This window comes from Actinomyces faecalis, from assembly GCF_013184985.2.
GTDB classification, from domain to species: Bacteria; Actinomycetota; Actinomycetes; order Actinomycetales; family Actinomycetaceae; genus Actinomyces; species Actinomyces faecalis.
In genome coordinates, this window is sequence record NZ_CP063418.1 from 1,530,679 (window position 1) to 1,549,949 (window position 19,271).

Consider the following 19,271-nt stretch of genomic DNA (forward strand, 5'->3'; position numbering starts at 1 on the left):
GCGACAGGCCCCGCCTCACTCCCCCGCGACCTCAGGCTCACAGGCCAGGACCCGACGTGCCGCGGCGACCACGCCGTCGGCGTCCATGCCCAGCTCGGCCAGCAGCTGCGGGCGCGTGGCCGTGCCCAGGAAGCGCCGCGGCACCCCGACCCTGGCCACCACCGGCGCTGACGACCGCGCACCGCCCCTGCCCTGCTGTGCCGTGGCCAGCCAGCGCTCCTCCAGGGCGTCACGCAGCTGGGAGCCGATACCGCCGTCGACCAGGCCGTCCTCGATGACGACCGTCCCACGCGAGCCAGCGGCCAGGTCAACCAGGGCCGCGGGCACCGGGACGACCCACCGAGGACTGACGACCACGACCCGCTGCCCCTCGCCGGCCAGCCTCTGGCCGGCCTCCAGCGTCGTCGGCACCATCGCTCCGACGCCTACCAGCACCAGCGGACGGCGAGCGTCCTCGCCGTGGTCTGCTGACCCGCCCAGGTCGGCCAGGACGTCGACGGCGTCAAAGGGGTCGTCCTCACGCCCCAGCGTGCGCACGACCTCCTGCGGGTCTGGCAGCGCGCCCTTGGCGTAGCGCAGCACGGTCGGCCCGTCCTGCGTGGTCACGGCGGTGCGCAGCGCCAGGCGCAGCGTGTGCTCGTCGCGAGGGGCGGCCAGGTGCAGCCCCGGGACGTGAGCCAGCAGCGCCATGTCCCACATGCCGTTGTGGCTGGCGCCGTCCGTGCCGGTCAGCCCGGCCCGGTCCAGGACAATCGTCACCCCGGCGCTGTGAAGGCCCACATCCATCAGGACCTGGTCAAAGGCACGGTTGAGGAAGGTCGCATACAGAGCAACCACCGGGTGCATGCCCGCGAAGGCCATGCCCGCAGCCGCCGTCAGCGCGTGCTGCTCCGCGATCCCGACGTCGATGACGCGTTCGGGCATCGCGTCAGCCATGGGCTGGAGCCCGACCGGCTGCTGCATGGCAGCGGTCACTCCCACGATCCGCTCGTCCGCGCGAGCCAGCTCCAGGACCTCCTGAGCGAAGACCGCCGTCCACCCGAAGCGCTCAGGGACGACCGGCAGCCCCGTCTCCGGGTGGATCCGGCCCACCGCGTGGAAGCGGTCGGCCACGTCCTCCTCGGCCGGGGTGTACCCACGGCCCTTCTGCGTGATGACGTGGACGATCACCGGCTCGGCGTACTCACGCGCGCGGGTGAGCGCGAACTCCAGCGCGGTCTCGTCATGACCGTCGACCGGGCCGGTGTACTTGATTCCCAGGTCCTCGAAGAAGGCCGAGGGGACCAGCACGTCCTTGAGTCCTCGCTTGAGCCCGTGCAGGGCGTCGTAGGCAGCCCGTCCCGGCGTCCCCTGGCTCAGCAGCCCCTTCTTGACGGTGGCCAGCATCCGCTCGTAGCCCGGGTTGGTGCGCAACGCGTCCAGGTGGTGGGCCAGTCCCCCGATCGTGGGGGCGTAGGAGCGGCCGTTGTCGTTGACGACGATGACCAGGTGCTTGTCCACCGAGTCAGCGATGTTGTTCAGGGCCTCCCAGGCCATGCCCCCGGTCATGGCGCCGTCGCCGATGACCGCGACGACGTGCCGGTCCTCGCGGCCGGCCAGGTGGTTGGCCCGGGCGATGCCGTCGGCCCAGGACAGCGCCGTCGAGGCGTGGGAGTTCTCCACGACGTCGTGGACGGACTCGGCCCGCGCAGGGTAGCCGGAGACCCCGTCCCGCTCACGCAGGCGGCTGAAGTCCTGGCGGCCCGTGAGCAGCTTGTGCACGTAGGCCTGGTGGCCGGTGTCGAAGACGATGGTGTCCCGGGGCGAGGCGAAGACCCGGTGCAGGGCCAGCGTCAGCTCGACCACGCCGAGGTTCGGGCCCAGGTGCCCGCCGGTACGTGCCACCGTGGCCACGAGGTACTCACGGATCTCCTGCGCCAGGGCGGTGAGGTCCTCACTGGTGAGGCGACGCAGGTCACCAGGACGGCGGATCGAGGACAGCAGGGGCGTGTCCGGCAGCTGCTGCCCTGCACCGCCCTGCCCGGCGGCCGAGGGGGCACCGGGCCCGCTCGCGCCAGGAGCCTGGGTCCTCAGGTCCATCGCCGTCGTCCTCCTGGTTCGTCCCTACCTCGCTGACGAGCGCACCGGTGGCGGCTCGTGGCCGTAGCCGTGGCGGCTCACGCCCCTGCCCGGCTGGGCGCACGCCGTCACCAGGCACCACAGCATAGGCTCTCAGCCAGCCGCACGAGCCGCGTCCGGCATGCTGCGTGTCACCCAGAGGACGGCGGAGCACGTAGGGTGTGCTACGGCGCGCGTCGCCGGCCTCGCCAACGGCCCAGGCACGACGCACCAGCCCAACGGACAGGAGCACCCTATGAGCACCACCGCCCCCTTCGGCACCTGGCCCTCACCCATCTCGCCGGGCACGATCACGACGCGTACCGTGACGCTGTCCCAGGTGCGCGTGGACGGCCCTGACACCTACTGGGTCGAGCAGCGCGCCTCCCAGGCCGGCCGCCAGGTCCTGCTGCGCCGCGACGGCGACGGCCAGGTCGGTGAGGTCCTGCCGCTGACTCCCTCTGACGAGCTGGTGGACGCGCGCACCGGCGTGCACGAGTACGGTGGTCGCGCCTACGCCGTCGACTCCGGCATCATCGTCGTCTCCCACGCCGGTGACGGGCGCCTGTACCGCTACGACGTCAACCACCGCCTGCGTGGCCTGGTCCCGCTGACGATCTACGGGGACGTGCGCCACGGCGACCTGGAGATCGACACCGCTCGCGGGCTGGTCTACGCCGTCCGCGAGGACCACCGAGGCGGGGGCGAGCCGGTCAACACGCTCGTGGCCGTTCCCCTGGACGGCTCGGCCGCCCGCGACGACTCCCCCGTGCGCACGCTGGTGTCCGGGACGGACTTCGTCACCTCCCCCACGCTCTCCCCCGACGGCGAGCACCTGGCCTGGATCACCTGGGACCACCCCTCGATGCCCTGGGACGAGGCCGTCCTGCACGTGGGCGACCTCCAGCCCGACGGCACGATCGGCTCCCAGACGGTCATCGACGGAGGCGAGGGCCACTCCGTGTCCGAGCCCCGCTGGACCGAGGAGTGCGACCTCGTCCACGTCGCCAACGGCTCCGGCTTCTGGAACCTCTACCGCACCGAGGGGTTCCCGCGTCGGGGTACCAACCGCGAGGGCTGGACCAGCCAGCTGCGCACCCGCCCGCTCCACCCCGCTGAGGCCACCTTCACCTCCCCTACCTGGCAGCTCGGTCCTCACCACTTCGACGTCCTGGACGGTGACCACCTCATCGCCTCCTGGGCCCGCGACGCCGTGTGGCACCTGGGCACGATCCGCCTGGCCAACGGAGAGCTGGAGGAGTGGAACGTGGGCTGGCAGCCGCTGGGGAACGTCGCCTCCTCCTCGGGCCGCGTCGTCATGCTGGCCGGCAACGAGCACTCCCTGCCCGCCATCGTCGAGGTCGGCCGCGGCGGTGTCGAGGTCCTGCGCGGGTCCGGCGAGCTGGACCCTGAGTCCATCGGCATCTCCTTCCCGGACCCGGTCTCCTGGCCGACCTCTGACGGCGCTACCGCCCACGGCTTCTTCTACCCACCCGCCTCCGCCGTCTACACCGGCCCCGACGACGAGCTCCCGCCACTGGTCGTCAACGTCCACGGAGGCCCCACCGCGGCCTCGCGGCCGGGCTACGACCTGCGGGTGCAGTACTGGACCAGCCGAGGGTTCGCCTACCTCGACGTCAACTACCGAGGCTCGACCGGCTACGGCTCGGGCTACCGCAAGGCGCTCAACGGTGCCTGGGGCCTGGTCGACGTCGACGACGTCGTCAGCGGCGCCCGTTACCTGGCGGAGCAGGGGCTGGTGGACCCCGAGCGCATGGCGGTGCGCGGGTCGTCGGCCGGCGGCTTCACCGTCCTGTCCGCGCTCATCAGCTCGGACGTCTTCTCTGCGGCCACCTCCAGCTTCGGAGTCACCGACCTGGCCCAGATGGCCCGCACGACCCACAAGTTCGAGTCACGCTACATCCACACCCTCGTCGGTGCCAAGGACACCGAGGACCCGGTCCTGGCCGAGCGCTCACCGATCTCGCACGTCAGTGACATCCACGCCCCGCTGCTGCTCCTGCAGGGCAGCGAGGACCCGGTCGTCCCGGCTGACCAGGCCACGACCCTCTACCGCGCCGTGGCTGACCAGGGCCTGCCGGTGGCGCTGGAGGTCTTCCAGGGCGAGGGGCACGGCTTCCGCATGGCTGCCAACATCCACCGCGCCCTGGAGGCCGAGCTGAGCTTCTACACCCAGGTCTGGCACCTGCCGGTCACCGAGGAGCCCCGCACCAGCGTGCGCGTGGACAACCTCGCTCCCGCTCAGGAGGGCTGAGCCCCGTGCCAGGACGTCGCCAGCCGCGCGAGGGACGCCGCATCCGTCTGCGTCAGCGTGCGGCTGGCGACGTCCTGGCCGTGCTGCGGTACCACCGTTCCGGCCTGTACACGCTGGCGCTGCTGGTCGGTCTGGCGGCCGGGGCCGGTGCGATCTGCTTCCGGCTGGGCATCGACGCCTGGGCCCACCTGCTGGCCGGAGGAGCGGGAGACTCCACCGCTCCCGGCCAGGTGGGCCAGGGCCTGCTGTCCGGGGCGGGACGCTGGTTCCTCCTGCTCGCCCCGGTGGTCTCAGGCCTCGTCGTCGGCCCGGTCATGACCTGGCTCGGCGCCACAACCACTGGTCACGGCGTGGCCGGTGCCATCTGGTCGGCACGCCGGGGCGACGGCGCGATGGCCCCTCTACCCGCCACTGCGAGCGTGGTCGCTGCGGCCCTGACGATCGGCGGCGGGGGCTCGGTAGGCCCCGAGGGGCCGATCGCCGAGCTGGGCGCCTCCACAGCCTCGCTGGCAGGCAGGCGCCTGGGCCTGCCCACGCGGTCGGTGCGGATGCTGGCGGCCGCCGGCACGGCCGCCGGGATCGCAGCGGCCTTCAACGCCCCCCTGGCCGGCGCGTTCTTCGCCATGGAGGTCATCCTCCTGGACTTCACGGTCGACGCCTTCACCTTCGTGGTGCTGGCCTGCGTGTCCGCCACGGTGCTGTCCCACCAGGTCCTGGGCGAGGCTGTCACCATGTCGCTCCCGGAGCTGGACCTCGCCGGCGACGCCCGGCTCGGCTGGGTCGCGCTGCTCGGTCTGACGGGCGGGGTCGTGGGAGTCGCCTTCTCCCGCTGCCGGTACCTCATGGCCGACGCCGCCGCCTGGCTGTGGCGGCGCACGCACCTTCCGTCCTGGGCACGTCCTGCTGCGGGCGGCCTCGCCGTCGGTTCCCTTCTCATGGCCTGGCCCCAGTCCTACGGCGAGTCCTCCGCGGTCCTGGGAACGGTCCTGGACGGCGAGCACGGCGTCTGGGCACTGACCGGGCTCATGGCCCTCAAGATCGTCGCCACGAGCCTCACCCTGGCCGTGGGCTTCGCAGGCGGTGTCTTTGCGCCCTCCCTGTTCATCGGCGCGTGCCTGGGAGCCGCGTTCGGCCTCGCCCTCGTCCCGGACCACCCCTCGGCAGCCGCCGTCTTCGGCGTCATCGGCATGGGTGCCGTCTTCACAGGGGCGGCCCGCGCGCCCATCACGGCGGTCGTGCTCATCATCGAGATGACCTCGCAGTACTCCTTGCTCACCCCGCTCATGCTCGCCAGCGTGCTGGCTACCTTCACCAGCCGCTTCCTCACGCGCACGACCATCTACACCGAGGAGCTGCGTCGGCGTGGTGAGGACGTCGAGGACCCCCTGGCCGCCACGCTCGTCGGCCGGGCCACGGCCCGGCGCCTGATGTCGGCACCGCCAGCCGTCCTGCTGGCCAGCGACCGGCTCGGCCACGCCGCACGCGTGCTGCACGCGTCCGGATCCTCGGTGCTGCCGGTGGTCGACGACGCCGTCGCCCCCGGCGCGGGAAGCCTGGGCTCCCTACTGGGCTGCGTCAGCGCGGTCCAGATCGCCGAGGCCCTGGCGGAGCCGGACCACAGTCGCACCAGGACGCTGGGAGAACTGCGGCTGACCCACGAGCAGGTCGAGGAGCACGAGGAGGCCACGGCGGTCCTCGCCCTGCTCTCACGCAGCCACGCCGACGGGGTCCCGGTGGCGCGCCGGCCTCACGCCACCGGTGCGCCCGCGTGGGAGCTCGTGGGATGGATCGCCCAGCAGGACATGGTACGCCGTCTCTACCGGCACCAGCACGCGGCCCAGGAGGCAGCCGCCAGCCGTACCTCGCTCGGCGCCCGTGTGCAGCACTGGCTCCATCAGGGACATCGCCCGCTATGAGCTGACTCTCAGAAGCAGCCCTGTGACTCTGTCACACCCCCCTCGACATGTGACTCCATTCACACTACAATGGTGGTGTCCCCATCTCCAGATGGGGGCACCACCACCAGCCATGTTGTCTCATCAAAGGAGAGATCTTCATGTCGCTATCCAAAAAAACCCAACGCCAAATGGTTGAGGCAGCCATTCTCACCTCGTTGCTGGCCGTAGGAGCAGTGGTTGCTCCCACGGCCACCGCCTACACCGACAGCGCCCCCACCAACACCTACGTCGGATACCGCGGATGAGTGAGGTGCTGGGGCAGGTACCGGTGATCTCACTGGAGAAGGTGTCCGCCCGATATGGTCGACGAACAGTCCTGAGCCCAGTCTCGCTGTCGCTCCGGCGAGGTGACGTTCTCGGGCTCGTCGGACCCAACGGGGCAGGAAAGTCCACCCTCATGGACATCATGGCGTGTCTGCGCCCTCCCTCAGCCGGCCACCTCGGCATACAGGGCACGGTGGTCGACAACCCTCGGATCGCAGGACAGGCTCGCAGGAGCATCGCCTACCTGCCCCAGCACAATACTCTCATTCCCCACTTCACCGCCCAGGAGATGGTCGAGTACGCCGCCTGGACCGCACAGGTCCCACGGAACCAGCGCGCCGAGCGAGTGGCCGACGCATTGGAGGCGGTCGATCTGAGCGGGTCTCGGCAGCTGCGTGTCTCACGCATGTCGGGCGGAACCTACCAGCGGTTGGCTTTGGCCACCTGCCTCGTCAAGCAGCCAGCTCTGCTCCTGCTCGACGAGCCCACGGTCGGTCTAGATCCAGTCCAGAGAGTCCGCTTTCGTCACCTCATTGAGGTACTGACGTCCACCGCGGTCGTCATCTCCTCCCATCTCATGGAGGATATCGCTTCCCTCGCCACCCATCTGCTCGTTCTGGAGCAGGGCACGACACGGTTTGTCGGTCCACTTGACGACCTGACAGGCCAGACCGACACCTCCGGGCTTGAATCCGCCTATCTCAACCTGGTGGGCACGTCATGACAGCGTCCCACAGTCTCTTTCTGACCGCGCTACGCCGCACGCCCCTGCTCGCTGTCATCGGTGCACTGGTCTTCCTGCAGGCGACCCTCATGTGGCTTGAGCGCTCCACATGGCGTATGTCCTGGTCCGAGGCAAGCGCGGCTGTCACAACACCATGGGTCTACCTCGCACCGCTGGCAGCGGCAGGTGCAGCCTGGGCTCAACGACGATGGACCGGTTGCCATAGCCTAGATGAGGCGTCCACGCTGACTGCACTGTTGCACTCACGGCATGTCCTAGGACTGATGAGCTCATGCTTGTTGGTCCTTCTTGTCCCGCTCGTCGGAGCGTTGACCGCCATGGCTGGGACCGCAGGCCATGCAGTACCGGGCACACTGTGGCCTTCCTATCTCCTTATCGCACTCCTCATGGCATGGACCAGTGCGGCTGTGGGTTGTCTCGCCGGGTCGTTACCAGGCTCAGCATGGTTTTCGCCAGCGATCGCGGCTGTCGTCATCTTCGGACGTCACCTGTGGCTTCCCCACGGTCCCTCGTCCGCCCTGACCCGTTTCTTTCTCGCAGGCCCTCCTCACCAGGGTCTGACAGAGGGAGGGCTTCTTTCCGCGTGCCTGGAAGCCCTGGGGGTGAGCGCGATCGCTCTCATCGCCCCCATGCTGGTCAGCTGCGTACGCCGAGGCCATAGATGGACCTCCCGGAAGCAACGTCTGCTCCTCGCAGCGGCTTTCTGCGCGGCAGCCGTCACCTTAGGTACGTGCACGATGTGCGGCCCAGTCGTTCGTGCTCGCGACCTGCCTGAGGCACCCGTGTGTACTGGGCAGGAGATCCAGGTGTGTCTGTGGCCAGACCAGGCCGCCTACCTGCCAGAGGTGGAAGAGCTCACACGGCGGGCGGAGGCACTGGCCCACGCCCGTCATCTGGGTACCCCACCACCACTGCTGGAGTACGGTCTCTATGGTCAGGACCGGCCTGGCGGAGACTTCACCCTCGTCAACGGGTCCACAAGGTTCCTCGCTGCAAGCATCGCCGAGACTCTTGCTGTCCAGGTCGTAGGAACGGCTGAGCAGCGGTGTACCCCGCAAGACGAGGCGGTCAGCCGGTGGATGAAGGCCATGGGTGAGGTCTCCGCCTTACTGGAATTGGAGCTGACAGGCACACAGCGTCCTGAGGGTATGAGTGACACCATCGGAACCGACTGGGACGAGGTTGTGCGCGTCCACGCCTCAGACGACCCTGCCCTGCGCTCCACATGGGTGGCGCAACGCCAGGAACAGGCACGGGATGCGATCAGCCAGTGGTGCGTCCCGTGAAGACTGTCATGCTCTACGCCCGCAGCAGGCACCTGATACGGCTGAGTCTCGTCATCGCAGCGCTTGGCCTGGTCCATGCGATGAGCCGGGACGTCGTTCTGATTCTTAATGCCGGTGGAGCACGACTGAGCTACCGCTATGTCCTCGTTACCCTGGGAGCTGGCATCCTGGCAGGGGCTGCACGCTCACCCTGCTCCGGCATTGACCTCATGAGCCCGGGGGCCGTCCAACGGGCGCGGCGACTCACCCGCCTGTGCGCACTGTTGCTCGGACTCGTGCTCTTCGTCTGCCTGCCTGCCCAGTCCTGGGCCAGTCTGGCTGTCTACGCGCGATCGTTCCTCGTCTGGTTCTCTCTCGGTCTGATAGCCAGTGAGGTCGTGGGAGACGAGCAGGCCTGGGTTGGCCCGCTCGTCGCGCTATGGCCACCTGTTCGCTACGGTTACCACGGCGGGCGCTACGCCCAGTGGAACTGGGCAGAAGCGCAGTGGGACGCCGTCCCAGCCGCGTTGATCTGTGCAGGCACGGCCATCTGTGCACTGTTGTTGTGCCTGCGGCATCCACTGAGTCAGTCATACCGATGCGGAGGACTGGCACGCTTCCGGCTCGTACTCGATCATCGCAGTGCTTGGCACCGTGGCACCCATAACTCATGACGTCGCCAGTTCGGGCCCCGACGACCGTTGCAGTCATAGCACCGTAGGTGTCACACACACGCCTTGATCAACGGCGAGCCAGCTCCTCCATGCGCTCCGCAGCGATGACGATGCGCCGCGGGTCACTCATCCACATCCACACCGCTGCCACCGCGGGCACGAGAAGAGGAAGGAAGACGAGCCGGCGCCCACCCTCGGCCCAGACGCTGGGCTCCAGGTCCTCCACGGTCCCGGTCCAGGTCAGCAGGCCCAGCAGCAGAGCGCCGGTGAGCAGGGCCGTCAGGCTCATCCAGCCCACCATCCGCATCCGGCGCCCGTTGTGCGCCACGCACACCGCTGCCAGCACGTACAGCGCACCGGCCACGACGTTGAGGGAGCCCACCACAGGGCTCTCGACCGGGTGCCGGATGAGGTCGACGGCGGAGGGGACCAGGACCACGAGGCCCAGCACGCCCAGGACCAGCACGAGCAGGCGGCTCCAGCCCCGGGCGGGGCGTCGGCGGTCCTCCACCGTGCGTACGACCAGGCGTTCACCGTGACCGCCGTCGGCTGACGACGTCGTTGCGCGTGGCTCCATAGTGGCTGTGGCCTCCTGAACCTCAGACAGTCTGCCGCGTCACCGACGCCGCAGCGCATGGACACTATCATCGCTGAGGTGAGCACCATCCCGAGCGCGCCCAGCCGCGCCTGCCAGACCGTCTTGTCCCTCAGCGAGCTGCCCGCCTCCAGGACCGAGGTCCGCACCCTTGTCCTTGCCGCAGCCTCCTGCACGGATGACGCGCCGGGGGCCGAGTCCCGCGCCCGAGTCCTGACCGACGGGGTTGACACCTCCGGCCTCGACGTCGAGGCCCTCGAGGGCGCCCTCGCGGACCTGGGCTACACCGCCGGCCTCGACGCCGTCCTGCGCCTGCCTGCCCAGGGCCTGGGCGAGGTCGCCGCCCCGAGCCTGCTCGTGGTGGGGACCGGTCAGGGCCTGGAGCGGGCCGAGGACGCTGCCAGCGACGCCGTCGCCCTGGGCTCGACCCGCTCTGGCGTCCTGGCCCGTGCCGCGGCCCGGGCGGTGCGTGAGCTCGCTGGCACAGACACCGCGGTGCTCGCCCTGCCCGCCGCCGACGCCAGCGACCTCGAGGCGGTCGCCCGCGGAGCAGCCTCAGGCGGGTACTCCTGGGCCGCACGCGTGCCGGCAGCGACCGCCCCGCTGGGCGAGGCGGTCATCCCCTCCGGCCTGACCGGGTCCGAGGGCGAGCAGGCCCTGGCCCGCGCCAGCGTCCTGGGCGGGGCCCTGCGCCTGACCCGGGACCTGGTCAACGAGCCGCCCAACCGTCTCACGCCACAGGCCTTCGCTCAGCTCGCTCAGGAGCTCGCCGACGAGGCGGGCCTGGAGGTCGAGGTCCTGGACGAGGCGGCCCTGGCTGAAGGCGGCTTCGGCGGGATCGTGGGCGTGGGCCAGGGATCGGTCCACCCGCCGCGTCTGGTACGTGTGAGCTGGGTCCCTGCCTCCCCCTCCCAGCGAGTGGCGCTGATCGGCAAGGGCGTGACCTTCGACTCCGGCGGCCTGTCCCTCAAGCCGCCGGCCTCCATGCCGGAGATGAAGTCCGACATGGCCGGTGCCGCCACGGTCCTGGCCACGGTGCTGGCAGCCGCTGGGCTGAGGCTGGACGTACGGGTCGACGCCTGGCTGGCGCTTGCTGAGAACATGCCCACCGCCGACGCCCAGCGCCCCAGCGACATCGTCACGATGTACGGAGGCACGACCGTCGAGATCACGAACACCGACGCCGAGGGCCGGCTGGTCATGGCTGACGCCCTGGCTCGTGCCGTCGAGGACGAGCCCGACGCCGTGCTCGACGTCGCGACCCTGACCGGCGCCCAGATCGTGGCGCTGGGTGACCGTGTCAGCGGCGTCATGGGGACCCCGTCCCTGCGCCAGGCCGTCACCGAGGCCGCTGTCGCCGCCGGCGAGGCCTTCTGGGCCATGCCCCTGCCCGAGCACCTGCGCGCCAACCTCGACTCTCCCTTCGCCCGGCTGCGCAACGCCTCCGTCGGCAGCCGCGCGGGCGGCATGCTCGTGGCCGGCCTGTTCCTGCGCGAGTTCGTCGGTCAGGTCCCGTGGGCCCACCTGGACGTGGCCGGTCCTGCCTACAACGAGAAGTCAGCCTGGGGAGGGGTCCCCGTGGGCGGCACCGGAGCCGGCGTGGCCACCTTGGTCGAGCTGCTGCGCTCGATGGCCCGCTAGGCGACCGGCCCCAAGCCGCACCACACAGCAGAGTGATCCTTCTCATGACTCGGTCAGGACCCTGGTCCTGACCGAGTCGTCTGTTCGGTCAGTGCAGGTCACGCCGAAGTGAAACAATGAGCACGTGCCGAGTCCCTCTCGGGGCGAAGGACAGAACTGAGGAGAGTTTTCGTGACAGACACCGTCTACGACATGGTCATCCTGGGCGCCGGCTCGGGCGGCTACGCCGCAGCACTGCGCGGGGCCCAGCTGGGCCTCAAGGTCGCCCTTATCGAGGCTGACAAGGTCGGCGGCACCTGCCTCCACCGCGGGTGCGTACCCACCAAGGCCGTCCTGCATGCCGCGGAGACCGCTGACGCCGTCCGCGAGGCCGGGGCCCTCGGCGTCCAGGCCGAGCTGCGCGGCATCGACATGGCCGCCGTGAACGCCTACAAGGACGGCGTCATCACCAAGATGTACAAGGGCCTGCAGGGGTTGGTCTCCTCACGCGGGATCGACCTCGTCACCGGCTGGGGCAAGATGGTGTCGGCCGACACCGTCGAGGTCGACGGCAAGGCCGTCAAGGGCAAGAACGTCGTCCTGGCCTCCGGCTCCTTCTCCAAGACCATCGGGCAGACCATCGACGACAAGGTCATCACCTCCGAGCAGGCCCTCCAGCTCGACCACGTCCCCTCCTCCGCCGTCATCCTGGGCGGTGGCGTCATCGGCGTCGAGTTCGCCTCCGCCTGGGCCTCGCTCGGCACCCAGGTCACTATCATCGAGGGCCTGCCCCGCCTGGTCCCAGGCGAGGACGAGGCGATCTCCAAGCAGCTCGAGCGCGCCTTCCGCAAGCGCAAGATCGCCTTCAAGACCAAGACGATGTTCAAGTCCGTGGACCGCACGGACTCCGGTGTCACCGTCCACACCGAGGACGGCAAGTCCTACGACGCTGAGCTGATGCTCATCGCCGTCGGCCGCGGCCCGGCGACCGCGAACCTGGGCTACGAGGAGGTCGGCGTGGCCATGGACCGCGGCTTCGTCCTGGCCGACGAGTACGGACGCACCAACGTCCCCGGCGTGTGGGCGGTGGGTGACATCGTCCCCGGCGTCCAGCTCGCTCACCGCGGCTTCGCCCAGGGCATCGTCGTGGCAGAGAAGATCGCGGGCCTGGACCCGACCCCCGTCGACGACGTCCTGGTTCCCAAGGTCACCTTCTGCGAGCCTGAGATCGCCTCGGTCGGCCTGAGCGAGGCCAAGGCCAAGGAGGTCCACGGCGAGGACGCGATCACCACCGCCGAGTTCAACGTCGCCGGTAACGCCAAGAGCCAGATCCTCGGGACCCAGGGCTTCGTCAAGCTCGTCTCCCTCAAGGACGGCCCGATCGTCGGCTTCCACGCTATCGGCGCGCGCATGGGTGAGCAGGTCGGAGAGGGCCAGCTCATGGTGAGCTGGGAGGCTGACGCCGACGACGTCGCCTCCCTCGTCCACGCCCACCCCACCCAGAACGAGACTCTCGGCGAGGCCGCGCTGGCCCTCGCCGGCAAGCCCCTGCACAACCACGGCTGACACGTCGGCACACAGCGAAGAGATCAAAGGAAGACAGATGTCTGAATCCGTCAAGATGCCCGCTCTGGGTGAGTCCGTGACCGAGGGAACCGTCTCCTCCTGGCTCAAGGCCGTCGGCGACACCGTCGAGGCCGACGAGCCCCTGCTGGAGGTCGCCACCGACAAGGTCGACACCGAGGTCCCCTCGCCTGTCTCCGGCACCCTGCTGGAGATCAAGGTCGCCGAGGACGAGACCGTCGAGGTCGGCACCGTGCTCGCCGTCATCGGCGACCCCTCCGAGGCCGGGTCCACGCCCGCAAAGGCCCCCGCCGCCCCGGCTGAGACGCCCGAGCCCGAGCCCGCTCCGGCCCCCGAGCCCGCTCCGGCTGAGACGCCCGAGCCCGCCCCGGCCGCAGGCGCCAGCGAGGGTACCGAGGTCACGATGCCGGCTCTGGGTGAGTCCGTGACCGAGGGAACCGTCTCCTCCTGGCTCAAGGCCGTCGGCGACACCGTCGAGGCCGACGAGCCCCTGCTGGAGGTCGCCACCGACAAGGTCGACACCGAGGTCCCCTCGCCTGTCTCCGGCACCCTGCTGGAGATCAAGGTCGCCGAGGACGAGACCGTCGAGGTCGGCACCGTGCTCGCCGTCATCGGCGACCCCTCCGAGGCCGGGTCCACGCCCGCAAAGGCCCCCGCCGCCCCGGCTGAGACGCCCAAGCCCGAGCCCGCCCCGGCTGAGACGCCCGAGCCCGCCCCGGCTGAGACGCCCGAGCCCGCTGCGCCGTCGGCTGCTGCTGTCGCCTCGGCCGCCTACGTGACCCCGATCGTGCGCAAGCTCGCCCGGGACAAGGGCGTGGACCTGACCACCGTCACCGGTACCGGTGTGGGCGGGCGGATCCGCAAGCAGGACGTCGAGGCTGCTGCCGCTGCTGCTGAGGAGGCCCGCAAGGCCGCCCAGGCGACCTCCGCGCCGGCCGCCGCCACGGCACCGGCTGAGTCGGCGCCTGCAGCCAAGCCCGCGGCCAAGCCGGCTGTGGACACCGAGCTGCGCGGCACGACCCAGAAGATGAGCCGCCTGCGTCAGGTCATCGCCACCCGCATGACCGAGTCGCTGCAGACCTCCGCCCAGCTGACCACGGTCGTCGAGGTGGACGTCACCCGCGTCGCGGCCCTGCGGGCGCGCGCGAAGAACGACTTCCTGGCCAAGAACGGCACGAAGCTGACCTTCCTTCCCTTCTTCGTCCAGGCAGCCACCGAGGCGCTCAAGGCCCACCCCAAGCTCAACGCCACCATCAACGGCAAGGAGGTCACCTACCACGACGTCGAGCACATCGGCATCGCGGTGGACACCCCCCGCGGCCTGCTGGTGCCGGTGGTCAAGAACGCCGGGGACCTCAACATCCCGGGCCTGGCCAAGCGCATCAACGACCTGGCCGCTCGCACCCGCGACAACCAGGTCAACCCAGATGAGCTGTCCGGCTCGACCTTCACGATCACCAACACCGGCTCTGGCGGTGCGCTCTTCGACACCCCGATCATCAACCAGCCCGAGGTCGCCATCCTCGGCCTGGGCGCGATCCAGCGGCAGCCGCGCGTGATCAAGGACGCCGACGGCGACGAGGTCATCGCCATCCGCTCGGTGTGCTACCTGGCGATCTCCTACGACCACCGCCTGGTCGACGGCGCTGACGCCTCGCGCTACCTCATGACGGTCAAGAAGCGTCTGGAGGAGGGCGACTTCGCCGGTGAGCTCGGGCTGTGAGCCCGGGTCAGCGTCTGCGGTGTAGGTGAACGGCACGGTTGAGCAGGCGCCGGACGCGCCTCATGATGGCGGGGCGGTACCCACGTGGGTACCGCCCCGCCGCCGTCTTGACAGCCTGGTAGCCGCGCACACCGTCAGCGATACAGCCAGGGAGTCATGCCCGGTCGGCCAGGCGTGCGGCCAGCAAAATAAGCTCATCTTCTACGCCCGTGCCTGCGAAGAGGGCACTCAGTGGCGCCAGGGCGCGGCCTAGAAGACCACAGCTGGCCGCACTTGCGGCTGGTTGGCGCTGAGGACAGCCAAGGCCTGCCTGCCGTTGCGTACTTTGCCCAGACGTTGTGTGCATACCTGTTGGGCCTGGGGGCCCAGCTCCAGCTCGGCTTTGGTGCGGATGGCCTCACCGTCGGCGGCCAGGCGTGGCGGACGCAACGCCACAGGCAGGGTGACGCCAACCTCGCGCAGATCAGCATCGTCTATCTCCTAGGCGCCGCGGCGCGCGGTCTCTAGGCTCACGCCCCGGCGGCCGAGGAGCTGGGCCACCGTGCCTCCCTGGGCCAGGAGGCCGAGCAGCAGGTCGATTTCCTCGATCTGGCGGTGACGGGCCAGTAGCGCCTCGGTCCGTGACGCGGTCACCCAGCTGAGCATGAAGGAGAAGGTCCTCATCACGTCCTCCGGCGATGAGAGGTGAGCCCTGGAGCGACCCTCTTGGCGTACTTCTTGTGGACGGCCTGCCGGGTGACACCCAGCTGCTCGGCAATCTGGCTCCAGCCCAGACCTGCGGTCAGGGCGGCCTCAACCTGAGCCAGTTCCAGACTGTCCGTCAGGCGCCTGAGCGCGGCAACAGCCCGTAGACCTGCCTGTGGTGAGGTCGTGTCTGCTGCGCGGGTGGCAAGGAGTACCGGATCCATGGCAGCAACTTAGGTTGACACATTTATGTTGTCAACCAAGGTTGCTACTCAATGACTGGGCGTCCGCTACCGCGACGACCTCCGCCACCCGCCACGGCCCAGGCAGGAGGACCAGGACGACCTCCTGGGTAGGCTGCACCGGCACGCGCCGGTCCCCTGCCCCCTCGACCAGGGTGTAGGCCTGCTGAGTGCGTGTCAGTCGCGCGGCCAGCGCCCCGGGCCACCGGGCACCGGCCTCGGGCGGCAGGTCCACCTGCTGCACCTCAGTGACCGCCGTGCTCAGCCCCTGGACCTGGGCGCCGCGCCCGACCAGGGCCTCCAGGAGCCCGGCGTCGGCCTCGGCGGCAGGCGAGCCGGGCACGGTGGTGGAGGCAAGAGCGATGGCGTCAAGGTCCTCCAGGGCCTGGTCCCGGCGGGCCACGAGATCGACGACGGCGTCTCGCAGCTCCTCAGCAGTCACCTGACCGTCCGCACGCCCTGCCTGTGACGACGTGGTGGGAGGCGTCGAAGAGGCCGCTGCGGATGACGAGGTCCCCAGCGCCGTCACCGGGCTCGGAGCAGACTCAGCACCGACCTGCGCCGGGCCGAGGCACACGGCTGCACTCACCACCAGCACGACCGGAGCGCACACGCTCACGACCGTCCAGACCGTTCTTCTCCACCAGCCGCGTGGGCGCCGCCCGTCCCTGGAGCGCAAGGCCCGTGGCCGGCGTCGGTGCTCCCTGCACCGTGCAGGGCGGCGTGTCGGCACCGCTGCCTGTGCTCGTAGCCTCACCGCCTCCGCACTCAGGTCCTGCGGCAGCTGAATCGGTCGTAGACGTCCCAGGTCCTCAGCGCGCGCAGCGAGCTCAGCCGCGCCCGGTCGGCGCGCCGGGTCGACCTCAAGAGCATCTGTCAGAAGGCCACGCAGGCGCCGTGACAGCGCCGGCGCTCCGTGAGCGCAGCCGAGCAGAACGGCCACCAGGGAGTAGACGTCTGCCGCTGGGGTAGCCGGTCCCCCGAGCTCTCGCTCGGGCGCCGCCCACGGAGGCGTCCCCGTCTCACGCACCGTCCCCATGAGGTCGACCAGGACTCCTCGTCCTTCAGCGGTGATCATGACGTTGGCAGGCGAGAGGTCACCATGGGCCATACCAGCAGCGTGGAGACAGGCCAGTGCCTGCGACAGGTCGTGCATGAGCGAGGCGGTCTCACCGCGCGTGAGAGCGCCACGTGCAGCGAGCAGGACCTCGAGGTCCGCACCTTCCACCAGGTCCATCACCACCGCCATGCGCCCGTCAGGAAGCGTCAGGACCTCGCGGACGCCCACCAGACCAGGATCCTCCAGCTCCCGCAGTGCCTGGGCGCGCCGCTGCGTCCGCTCGCCGCGTCGGTCTACAGGCAGGTCCAGGACCCGGATGACGAGGTCGTGCCCCTTCTCGTCAACCCCGCGCAGCAGGCCGCTCCTCCCGCCCCTACCTGCCGGAGCGAAGGGCTCGGTGGTCAGACCCTGGGTCTGCAGCGCCAGTCCCACCGGGTCCGAGCCCGCCAGCACCTGCCCACCGGCCGTGTCCTGACCACGACGTCGACGTCGTCTCCCTTGCTGCGCCACCTGCCGTGCCCGCCGCTGCACCTCCCTTCGCGTCCTCCGCCGCATGCCCCCATGCTCGTGCGCCCCAGTCCTGTACGCCACCCTGCCGGACGGCCCTGTGGACAAGGTGGCCCGCAGCGCCGTCGTCCACAGCCGAGCGTCAACAGGCCTAGGCTGTCGGGCGTGCAGCGACTAGACCTCGACCTCGGCTCCCGCCTCGTGCCCTACCCCGAGGCCCGCGAGCTCCAGCAGCAGGTCCACGACGAGGTCGTAGCCGGGACCAGGACGTCGACAGTCATCGTGGTCGAGCACGAGAGCGTCTACACCGTCGGACGGCGCGCGCACTCCTGGGAACGTCCTGAGGGCGACGTCGTCGAGCCGGGGCACGTGCCCGTCATCAACGTCGACCGTGGGGGCAAGACCACCTGGCACGGGCCCGGCCAGCTGACCGTCTACCCCGTCGTCCGGCTGGCCAGCCCCATTGACGTCATCAAGTACGTACGCGCGCTCGAGGCCGCTGTCATGGACGTGTGCAGCGGCTACGGCGTCGCCACGATGCGGGTCGAGGACCGATCGGGCGTGTGGGTGCCTCCACCAGCAGGCAGTGCGCCCGGAGCACGTGAGCGCAAGATCTGCGCGCTGGGGGTGCGGGTGGCGCGCGGTGTGACGCTGCACGGCATCGGTCTCAATGTCGACCCGGACCTGGACGCCTTCGGGCTGGACCGGATCCTCCCGTGCGGGATCGACGACGCCGGTGTCACCTCCCTGGCTGCTCAGACCGGACGCCCGATGGCTACCAGCGAGCCGGCCGACGCCGTCGTCACACGGCTCCAGGAGCACCTGGCACCGTTGACGGCTGAGGGCTGAATCTGGGCCGTCGGTCCCACGCACCGCCGCGGCGGGCATAGGATCGCCCGAGACCTGACACTCGTCAAGGAGGAAGAGGACGTGACGGACACGATCGCGCCGCAGGGCCGCAGGCTGCTGCGTGTGGAGGCACGGAACGCCGAGACCCCCATCGAGCACAAGCCCCGGTGGCTGCGCACCAAGGCCGTCATCTCCCCCACGTACCAGGAGGTGCGTGGCATGGTCAGGGACAAGCAGCTGCACACCGTGTGCGCCGAGGCGAACTGTCCCAACATCTACGAGTGCTGGAACGATCGCGAGGCCTCCTTCCTCATCGGCGGGGAGCTGTGCACGCGTCGCTGCGACTTCTGTGACATCGCCACCGGCCGCCCCACCGCCTACGACGAGGACGAGCCGCGACGCGTGGCCGCCTCCGTGGCTGAGATGAACCTGCGGTACGCCACCGTCACCGGCGTCGCCCGTGACGACCTGCCCGACGGCGGTGCCTGGCTCTACGCCGAGGTCGCCCGTCAGATCCACCAGGTTCTGCCCGGCTGCGGGGTGGAGCTGCTGGTACCGGACTTCCGCGGCAATCCTGAGGCCCTGGCCGAGGTCTTCTCCTCCTCCCCTGAGGTCTTCGCCCACAACCTGGAGACCGTGCCCCGTATCTTCAAGCGCATTCGCCCGGCCTTCTCCTACGAGCGCTCCTTGTCCGTGCTCCAGCAGGCCTCCCGGGCAGGACTGCTGACCAAGTCCAACCTCATCCTGGGCATGGGCGAGACCCGCGCCGAGATCGAGGAGGCCGTTGACGACCTCGTGGCCCACGGCGTCGACATCCTCACTATCACCCAGTACCTGCGCCCGTCCAAGCTGCACCACCCCATCGACCGCTGGGTCAAGCCCCAGGAGTTCGTCGAGCTGGCACAGATGGCTCAGGACAAGGGCGTCCCCGCGGTCATGAGCGGACCGATGGTGCGCTCCTCCTACCGCTCAGGCCTGCTGTGGTCGCGCGCCATGAAGGCCAAGGGACGCGAGATCCCTGCCGAGATGGCTGAGCTCGCTGTGGCCGGGACCGCCCGGCAGGAGGCCTCGTCCCTCGTCGCCCAGGGCCTGGGCGCGCAGGAGTAGCGCCGACTTCGGCTAAGGTGGG

At 69.9% G+C, this 19,271-nt stretch carries 15 protein-coding genes; 10 read left to right on the forward strand and 5 right to left on the reverse strand.

Going from position 1 to position 19,271, the window contains the following annotated elements; genetic code table 11:
• Positions 1–15: 15 nt before the first annotated feature.
• Positions 16–2,079, reverse strand: a complete 2,064-nt coding sequence (gene dxs / locus HRL51_RS06460) for a 1-deoxy-D-xylulose-5-phosphate synthase (protein ID WP_172120133.1) — start codon at positions 2,077–2,079, stop codon at positions 16–18.
• 274 nt (positions 2,080–2,353) lie between these two features.
• Between dxs and HRL51_RS06465 the strand changes: the two genes are divergently transcribed.
• From HRL51_RS06465 to HRL51_RS06485, 5 genes are all read left to right on the forward strand, one after another.
• On the forward strand, positions 2,354–4,372 hold the full coding sequence (locus tag HRL51_RS06465) for an alpha/beta hydrolase family protein (RefSeq protein WP_172120134.1): 2,019 nt from the start codon (positions 2,354–2,356) through the stop codon (positions 4,370–4,372).
• Between the two features lie 5 nt (positions 4,373–4,377).
• Positions 4,378–6,288, forward strand: coding sequence for a chloride channel protein (locus HRL51_RS06470; RefSeq protein WP_244960119.1), 1,911 nt, complete (start codon positions 4,378–4,380; stop codon positions 6,286–6,288).
• Positions 6,289–6,571: 283 nt separating this feature from the next.
• Entirely contained in the window at positions 6,572–7,318 is a 747-nt protein-coding gene (locus tag HRL51_RS06475) for an ABC transporter ATP-binding protein (RefSeq protein ID WP_172192694.1), read from the forward strand.
• 827 nt (positions 7,319–8,145) lie between these two features.
• Positions 8,146–8,625 carry a hypothetical protein gene (locus tag HRL51_RS06480; protein ID WP_172192696.1) on the forward strand — a complete coding sequence of 160 codons (480 nt, stop codon included), beginning with the start codon at positions 8,146–8,148 and terminating at the stop codon, positions 8,623–8,625.
• The gene (locus HRL51_RS06485; protein ID WP_172192698.1) at positions 8,622–9,278 is read left to right on the forward strand and encodes a hypothetical protein; all 657 of its coding nucleotides are present in this window, start codon (positions 8,622–8,624) and stop codon (positions 9,276–9,278) included. The genes HRL51_RS06480 and HRL51_RS06485 overlap by 4 nt, the downstream gene beginning before the upstream one ends.
• Positions 9,279–9,345: 67 nt before the next feature.
• Here HRL51_RS06485 and HRL51_RS06490 read toward each other — a convergent pair whose 3' ends face one another.
• Positions 9,346–9,855 (reverse strand): hypothetical protein, encoded by a 510-nt coding sequence (locus tag HRL51_RS06490; protein WP_172192700.1) that lies wholly within the window; start codon positions 9,853–9,855, stop codon positions 9,346–9,348.
• 57 nt (positions 9,856–9,912) lie between these two features.
• Here HRL51_RS06490 and HRL51_RS06495 point away from each other — a divergent pair, with 57 nt between their 5' ends.
• From HRL51_RS06495 to sucB, 3 genes are all read left to right on the forward strand, one after another.
• Positions 9,913–11,514, forward strand: coding sequence for a leucyl aminopeptidase (locus HRL51_RS06495; protein WP_172192702.1), 1,602 nt, complete (start codon positions 9,913–9,915; stop codon positions 11,512–11,514).
• A 171-nt stretch (positions 11,515–11,685) separates the two neighbouring features.
• Positions 11,686–13,059, forward strand: a complete 1,374-nt coding sequence (gene lpdA, locus HRL51_RS06500) for a dihydrolipoyl dehydrogenase (RefSeq protein WP_172192704.1) — start codon at positions 11,686–11,688, stop codon at positions 13,057–13,059.
• 37 nt (positions 13,060–13,096) lie between these two features.
• Positions 13,097–14,800, forward strand: a complete 1,704-nt coding sequence (gene sucB, locus HRL51_RS06505; RefSeq protein ID WP_194256514.1) for a 2-oxoglutarate dehydrogenase, E2 component, dihydrolipoamide succinyltransferase — start codon at positions 13,097–13,099, stop codon at positions 14,798–14,800.
• Positions 14,801–15,280: 480 nt separating this feature from the next.
• On the opposite strand, the gene HRL51_RS06510 is transcribed toward sucB, so the two are convergent.
• Genes HRL51_RS06510 through HRL51_RS06520 form a run of 3 tightly spaced genes read right to left on the reverse strand, consistent with a single transcriptional unit; the run spans position 15,281 to position 17,317 of the window.
• Positions 15,281–15,463 carry a Clp protease N-terminal domain-containing protein gene (locus tag HRL51_RS06510; protein ID WP_172193461.1) on the reverse strand — a complete coding sequence of 61 codons (183 nt, stop codon included), beginning with the start codon at positions 15,461–15,463 and terminating at the stop codon, positions 15,281–15,283.
• Positions 15,463–15,708, reverse strand: a complete 246-nt coding sequence (locus HRL51_RS06515; protein WP_172193463.1) for a hypothetical protein — start codon at positions 15,706–15,708, stop codon at positions 15,463–15,465. Before HRL51_RS06515 ends, HRL51_RS06510 begins: the two co-directional genes overlap by 1 nt.
• Before the next feature lie 31 nt (positions 15,709–15,739).
• A complete protein-coding gene (locus HRL51_RS06520; RefSeq protein WP_172193465.1) occupies positions 15,740–17,317 on the reverse strand; it encodes a serine/threonine-protein kinase in 1,578 nt (525 codons plus the stop codon).
• A 141-nt stretch (positions 17,318–17,458) separates the two neighbouring features.
• Here HRL51_RS06520 and lipB point away from each other — a divergent pair, with 141 nt between their 5' ends.
• Positions 17,459–18,142, forward strand: a complete 684-nt coding sequence (gene lipB / locus HRL51_RS06525; protein ID WP_172120146.1) for a lipoyl(octanoyl) transferase LipB — start codon at positions 17,459–17,461, stop codon at positions 18,140–18,142.
• Positions 18,143–18,223: 81 nt separating this feature from the next.
• A complete protein-coding gene (lipA, locus tag HRL51_RS06530) occupies positions 18,224–19,249 on the forward strand; it encodes a lipoyl synthase (protein ID WP_172120147.1) in 1,026 nt (341 codons plus the stop codon).
• The last annotated feature ends 22 nt before the right edge of the window (positions 19,250–19,271 follow it).